Origin of the sequence: Pseudomonas sp. PA-4-8C, from assembly GCF_021606625.1 — a bacterium.
Taxonomy (GTDB): Bacteria; Pseudomonadota; Gammaproteobacteria; order Pseudomonadales; family Pseudomonadaceae; genus Aquipseudomonas; species Aquipseudomonas lactis.
Window position 1 is genome coordinate 1 of record NZ_WKCD01000398.1, and the last position, 3,777, is coordinate 3,777.

Below are 3,777 nucleotides of genomic sequence, written 5' to 3' on the forward strand. Positions count from 1 at the left end.
GCCAACAACAGGGCCAAGGCAACGGCCAGCAGGGATTTTTTATCAGTAGTCATTGAGGGCGATTTCCCAACTTTCCAGCGTCATGCCCAGGGTCAGATCGAGCTGGGTCTGGGCGTTCAAATAAGCGATCAGCGCATTGAGCTGGGCATTTTCGGCATTGCGCAGGTCGGTCTCGAAGCTCAGCACCTGGAAGTTGGTGGAGCGTCCGGCACTGAGTTTTTCCCGCTCGATCTCGATCTTGCGCCGCGACAACTCCACGGCGCGCTTGGAGATTTCATATTGGCGCCAGCGGGTGCCGAGGTCACGCACCACATTGTTGACGTTGCGCTCCAGTTCCTGGCGAGCGTCGGTGATGCGGATTTCCTGATCCTCCACATTCACCCGCGCACGCACTTCGGCCTGGCGCGTGCTGATATCGCCAATAGGGATCTGCACTTGCACCCCGGCGTAACTGTCCCAGGTGCGGTTATTGTTATGGCCGTCGTCGTTATCGGTGGCGGCGCGTATCTGGTTGGCGCCTGCGACCAGGTCCACTTGCCAGCGCCCGGAATCCTTGGCGATCACCAGGTTAAGGTCGGCCTGCTGGCTGCCGAGCAGGGCGGCGAGGTATTCCGGTTGCTGGTTTTGCGCGAGGTTGAAGGCCTGGCGCTTGTCTATCTCCATGGGGCTGGCTTCCAGGGCCTCGGTGGCACGCACCGGTGTCGACAGGTCCAGGGCCAGCAGGCGCAGTAACGCCAGGCGGCTGGTGTCGAGTTGGTTGCGGGCTTCTTCCACGCCCAATTGCTGGGTGGCGATGTCGGCTTCGGTCTGCACGATCTCGAACTCGGCCATGCGCCCGGCGCTGATCAGCGCCTTGTTCACCTCCAGCAAGGTCGTGGAGCGCTTGAGGGCTTCCTGCACGATCACCAACTGTTCCTGGGCACGCAGCAACTCGCGGTAGGTGGCGATGATCTGGCTGATGGTCTGCGCCACGGTGGCCTTGAGGTTCAGGCGGTTGGCCTGCTCGGCCAGGCGCGACAGGCGCAACGGTGCGGTGGTGGCATCCCAGCCGGCGCCGCGCATCAGCGGTTGGATGATCGCCAGGTCCAGGCCGTCGCTGCGGTAGCGGCCGGCGCGGTTGGCGTTGTTCAACTGCTGGGTCCAGGCCATGCTCAAGCGTGTGCCGTATTCACCCAGCAGGCTGCTGCTCGGCGCCAGGCTGGCGTTGCGCGCGTTGTCCTGGGAGCCGCGTGTGCTGCGGTAATAGCTGTTGAGGGTGAGCTTGGGGTTGAACACGTCTTCTGCCACGCGCAGGTCGAACTTCTGCGCCACCCGTTGCAGGTAGGCGCTGCGGATCGCCGGGTTATTGCGCAGGCCCAGGTACACCGCGTCGCCCAGGGTCATGGTGGTGGCCTGGGCATTCAGCGAGACGCTACGCTCGTAGCCGCTGCGGGTGGTGCTGGGTGCCTGAGGGTTGATCACCACGTCGGCGGCCATGCCCGGCAGGCTGGTCAGCATCAGCAGTAGCAGATACTTATTCATCGCGCAGGGCCTCGACCGGCTGCAAGCGTGAGGCCGATACCGCCGGGTAGATGCCGAAGAACAAGCCCACCAGTAATGTACTGCCCACGCCCAAGGGCAGGGCGGCCACCGCTAATGCAAAGGCCCAGCCCGACAGCCACGCATACAGCCAGGCAGCGGTCATGCCCAGTACCGCGCCGCACAGCGCGCCCACGGCGGTGAGGGTGACCGCTTCGAGCAAAAACAGGTTGCGGATGTCTCGCTGGCGCGCGCCCAGGGCCATGCGAATGCCAATCTCGCGGCGGCGTTCCGAGACGTTCATCAGCATCACGTTCATGACCCCGACACCGCCGCCCACCAGGGAGATTGCGCCGAGGGCCAGCAGCAGGTAGGCGAAGGTGCGGCTTTGGCGGGTCATGCCATCGATCATTTGCTGGGGCACCGTGATGTCGACGCTATGGTCGGTGAGCTGGGGTTGCAGCGCGGCAGCGGCATCCCTGGCGATACGTTCCATGTCCTGTCCCGGCGCTGCGCGGATGATCAGGTTGTTGATCTGCGGGTTGGCGTAGATGCGGCGCATGCCCTCGGCGGGAATAAACAACGATTCGTTGGCTTGCACCGGCATCAGCATGGCCCGGGGCTGGTTGTGCAGGATGCCCACCACCAGAAACAGGTAATCGTTGATACGCACACGGTCGCCCAGTTGCAGCGGGTCGCCCGGCGCGCTGAGGGCCTGGGCGAGCTGGTGGCCGATCACCCCGTAGGTTTCGTTGGCATCGAAGGGGGACAGGAAACGCCCCTTACGCAACGCCAGGCGCATGGCGTGCTGGATACCCGCAGTGCTGCCGACAAAGTTGGCATTAGTGGTACGCCCATGAAACACGATGGGCCCGCTGAACAGGCTGAGCGCGCCGAGATGGGCAATGCCCGGCACTGCCTGGCGCACCGCGTCGAGGTCGAGCTGGGTGCGCATCGGCACGTTGCTGCTGCCCTTGGGTGGGAACTGGGCGATGAGGGTATCGGTACCCATGTCCTTGAAAATCATCGCCGCATCCACTGCCGCGTTGTGGCCGATATTGATCAACGCCACCACGGAGGAGCTGCCGATGACGATCCCCAGGAGCGCCAGGATCGAACGCTTGCCCAGGGTACGCAGGCTGATAAAGGCTTCGTGCAGCAACTGGCTGAGGCTCTGCTCGACCCGCAGGCTCATGGGCGCCCGGCCTCATGCACCACGCCGTTGCGCACCAGAATCTTGCGCTCCAGGCGCTCGGCAATGTGGGGGTCGTGGGTAACGATGATCAGCGTCACCTGTTGTTCACGGTTGAGGTTCAACAGCAAGTCCATGATCTCCTGGGCGGTGGTGCTGTCGAGGTTACCGGTGGGTTCGTCGGCCAAAATCACCGAGGGGTTGCCGACCAGGGCGCGAGCAATGGCCACGCGCTGGCGCTGACCGCCGGAGAGGTCGGCGGGCCGATGGTGGGCGCGGTCACCGAGGCCGACCTGTTCGAGCATGCGTTGGGCGTGTTCCACCGATTCATGCCGCGACACGCCGCGATAACTCAAGGGCAGCGCGACGTTGTCCAGGGCGCTGAGGCGGGGCAGCAGGTTGAAACTCTGGAACACGAAGCCGATCTGCTGGTTGCGGATCGCCGCCAGCTCATCGGGGGTGGCGTTGAAAATATCATGGCCGGCAAAGTGGTACTGGCCACAGTTGGGCAGGTCGAGCAGGCCGAGGATGTTGAGCAGGGTGCTTTTGCCGGAACCGGAAGCACCGAGAATGCCGCAGCTGTCACCGCTGGCGATGCACAGGCACACATCATTGAGAATGCTCAATTCTTGCCCGGCGAGCTGATAGCGCTTGCCGATGCCTTGCAGGGAAATCAAACCTGGGTGCGCGGGGGTCTGTGTCATCATGACTACGCCTGCAGTCTCGACGGTACCGCCTTGCCCCCGGAAACCCTTTGTAACAAGTTCGGAAGCTGCCTGTACGCGTCACGGACTGGTTTTATTTCTTGTTTTTAAAATATTGTTTGAATAGTAACTGCCTTCCTGACGCTTCGCCAGCCACGGAGGTAGAGCGGTTTTACCGGTTGAAACGATTTTCTCGTTGGGTGTGAGGGGCCGGGAAAAATTCCTTGGCTAGCCTCAAAAGCCCGGTAACACGGGCTTTACAACATATGGCGGAGTGTCACTACTTGCTTTCGACGGGCCGCCCCGGTATAAAAAATCAAATTATTTTTTAAAACAATATTTCCGCCGTGGAACCCATATGGT

At 62.2% G+C, this 3,777-nt stretch carries 3 protein-coding genes; all 3 read right to left on the minus strand.

Translation table 11 applies throughout. The features are described 5' to 3' along the window. Positions 1–42 precede the first annotated feature (42 nt). From GIW04_RS28910 to GIW04_RS28920, 3 genes are read right to left on the minus strand one after another with little or no spacing between them, the layout of a single operon-like run. Positions 43–1,521 carry a TolC family protein gene (locus GIW04_RS28910; RefSeq protein ID WP_057710346.1) on the minus strand — a complete coding sequence of 493 codons (1,479 nt, stop codon included), beginning with the start codon at positions 1,519–1,521 and terminating at the stop codon, positions 43–45. Then, positions 1,514–2,713, minus strand: a complete 1,200-nt coding sequence (locus GIW04_RS28915) for an ABC transporter permease (RefSeq protein WP_120248991.1) — start codon at positions 2,711–2,713, stop codon at positions 1,514–1,516. The genes GIW04_RS28910 and GIW04_RS28915 overlap by 8 nt, the downstream gene beginning before the upstream one ends. Next, positions 2,710–3,417, minus strand: coding sequence for an ABC transporter ATP-binding protein (locus GIW04_RS28920; RefSeq protein WP_057710348.1), 708 nt, complete (start codon positions 3,415–3,417; stop codon positions 2,710–2,712). The genes GIW04_RS28915 and GIW04_RS28920 overlap by 4 nt, the downstream gene beginning before the upstream one ends. Positions 3,418–3,777 lie beyond the last annotated feature (360 nt).

Bases quoted from the DNA above. Each gene is read 5' to 3' on its own strand.
- GIW04_RS28920 (WP_057710348.1), bottom strand. From the start codon at position 3,417: ATGATGACACAGACCCCCGCGCACCCAGGTTTGATTTCCCTGCAAGGC.
- GIW04_RS28910 (WP_057710346.1), bottom strand. From the start codon at position 1,521: ATGAATAAGTATCTGCTACTGCTGATGCTGACCAGCCTGCCGGGCATG.
- GIW04_RS28915 (WP_120248991.1), bottom strand. From the start codon at position 2,713: ATGAGCCTGCGGGTCGAGCAGAGCCTCAGCCAGTTGCTGCACGAAGCC.